Origin of the sequence: Bartonella vinsonii subsp. berkhoffii ATCC 51672, assembly GCF_902825225.1 — a bacterium.
GTDB classification, from domain to species: Bacteria; Pseudomonadota; Alphaproteobacteria; order Rhizobiales; family Rhizobiaceae; genus Bartonella; species Bartonella berkhoffii.
Genome location: NZ_CADEAK010000043.1, coordinates 1 through 2,110 on the forward strand (window position 1 = coordinate 1; position 2,110 = coordinate 2,110).

General features: G+C 39.4%; 5 protein-coding genes. 1 reads left to right on the plus strand and 4 read right to left on the minus strand.

Annotated elements, in window-relative coordinates:
- The 4 genes from J7R10_RS07920 to J7R10_RS07935 form a co-directional block, all read right to left on the minus strand.
- The coding region (locus J7R10_RS07920; protein ID WP_246787417.1) for a hypothetical protein at positions 1 to 319 on the minus strand (319 nt) is incomplete at its 3' end.
- Positions 303 to 809, minus strand: a complete 507-nt coding sequence (locus J7R10_RS07925) for a hypothetical protein (protein WP_155806776.1) — start codon at positions 807 to 809, stop codon at positions 303 to 305. The genes J7R10_RS07920 and J7R10_RS07925, both read right to left, overlap by 17 nt.
- Before the next feature lie 80 nt (positions 810 to 889).
- Complete coding sequence (locus J7R10_RS10030) at positions 890 to 1,375, minus strand: YdaU family protein (RefSeq protein ID WP_010704893.1); 486 nt, start codon at positions 1,373 to 1,375, stop codon at positions 890 to 892.
- Positions 1,376 to 1,400: 25 nt separating this feature from the next.
- Positions 1,401 to 1,553 carry a hypothetical protein gene (locus J7R10_RS07935; protein WP_169728256.1) on the minus strand — a complete coding sequence of 51 codons (153 nt, stop codon included), beginning with the start codon at positions 1,551 to 1,553 and terminating at the stop codon, positions 1,401 to 1,403.
- Positions 1,554 to 1,592: 39 nt separating this feature from the next.
- On the opposite strand from J7R10_RS07935, the gene J7R10_RS07940 reads away from it, so the two are divergent.
- Positions 1,593 to 2,033 carry a TolC family protein gene (locus J7R10_RS07940; protein ID WP_244428913.1) on the plus strand — a complete coding sequence of 147 codons (441 nt, stop codon included), beginning with the start codon at positions 1,593 to 1,595 and terminating at the stop codon, positions 2,031 to 2,033.
- The last annotated feature ends 77 nt before the right edge of the window (positions 2,034 to 2,110 follow it).

Below are 2,110 nucleotides of genomic sequence, written 5' to 3' on the forward strand. Positions count from 1 at the left end.
TCGCTGTTGTTTCTTTCAGTGCCTTTTCACGCGTGTTTTCAATCGCTCTCCGTACACTTCCGGCTTTGGAAAGAAGGGTATTTTCTATGGTTTGGCAATAAGCTAAAAGCTCTCCGCAAGTTGGCATAAATGTTTTTGATATCCCATTTGCTTGACCAGTTACGATATCTTCGACGCCCTTTTTCAGAGCATATGCTGAAATGCGGTCCAGCAACATGCCATAGGATAAAACAACAGCTTTGGCATCTGTATTCGCAGGTACTCTCATGCTTGAGAGCAGAAAAGAAGCTTTCTCAATCTGTTCAACGGAAGCTTTCACAGAGAGCAAGGTTTCCAGACGATTGCAAGCATCTAAGGTCTGTTCCTCCTCCTGTTTCGTCAATGTACTCCCAGTCTTCAGCGTCAATGGATACCCCGGACTGATCATCTCGATAATCTTCTCTAGATGAGAGATGATTTCTGAGTTCGCTAAAGCCTTCTGCAAGCTGTTTTGTGAAAGTTTTCGGAGTGAATTTTTCATAATGACCACCTATTTGATTAATTTTATGATCTTTTGAGTTTCTAATCCAATTACGCCATGTTGCTTGCCAATCGATTTTGGTTGCATCCTTGCCTGTCTTGGCTTTCCAATAATCTCGAAACTTTGCGATTTCGACTTTCACGCGCTCTGGAGGCAACCCCTCTGCAATTGCAAAATCGTAGTCAGGTGCAAAATTCTCAGGCAATCGACAACCTCGATTACTTCTAGACCGCGTGGCTTTTTTCGAAACGTTTTCTTGCTCGTGAATAGCAGGTTGATCCTCTGCCACCGTTTCAGATTGTATCTGCTAGCTTTTCGCAGTCATGATCCTCAGTTGGCTCGTCAACCTGTTCGTTTGTTTCTAAATTTTCAGAACCAATTTCTTTTTTTGCTAAAACGAACGATAGTTTTAGTTTTTTTATATATATTCTTATTCTGGTTCTTTATAGCTTGATTTTGCTTAGCGTTTGCTTCAGCAAAAAAAACGTTTTGCTTGTTATTTGCTTCAGCAAAATTATTAACATGTTGTTTTGTATTGTTTTTTGCTTGTGCACCTTTTTTACCAGCTTCACTACGAACTTGCGATATGTGCTCTTTTTTATCAGAAAAATCTTTTAGCTCTTCCTCAACACGATAATTCCACAAGCCATCATCTGTTTGGATAAGTTTATCATTTCTCATTAAGTATTCGACAAGAGTTGCAAATTTTTTCTGCGAGCAATTGCAAGCACGTGCAAGCGTTTCAAAATCTTCTTTAATTGGTGCTTTTTTATCGTACATGCGAACGAGAAGCGTCATATAAGCGCCCCTTTGCTCTAACGTCATTCCGTCTGTACCACTTATCCAGTCATACAAATGGAATCTTATCTATGGCATTGCACTAAACATGCGCGCCCCCTTCTTTCATTAAATATAAAATTGCCAAAGCATCTGCTTCGTTGTCGTCTTTAGGCGCATGTCCTTTGGAACATATCTGCCAGCCTGTCTTGGTACCTAGATCAAGGCAAAGAATGGTTCGTGCATTGATGATCATAATCCCCCCTTAAGGCTGTTGTGTATTTATACGTGCGCTATGACAGAGCGTGTTGTGATTGCCTGTCTTGAAAAAATATTTTTGAAAAAGTATCCTCCCAGTGATTCTAAAAAAGTGGGGAGGGGAAAGATGCAAGAATGGATAAAGATATTTCTTACAGGTTTTGTGTCATTTGCTGTGTCGCTTTCTGTAGCGCTTATTTTAAGAAATAAAGACCGTAAAGAAGCAGCCAAAATCCGGAAAGATGATTTAGAAAAAGCTGCAAAAAAACGAGAAGAAGATAGAGAATGGATAAGCAAGCAGTTTGCAGAAAGCCAGGAACAGACAATAGCCCTTAAGGAGCAAGCGAAATCGACAAAAGATCTTGCCAAATGGTCAGAAGAACATATTAAAATTTTGTTAGATAACAAAAAAGTAGATGATTTAGGAACGCCACTTTCCATATATGCAAGGGAATCAAATTTAGTAACTCCAGAATAAATGGACACGTCTTAGTTTATGCACAAAGAACGAGTCAGGTGCTGTAATCCACGTTCTAAATATAAAGTTAAAAGATG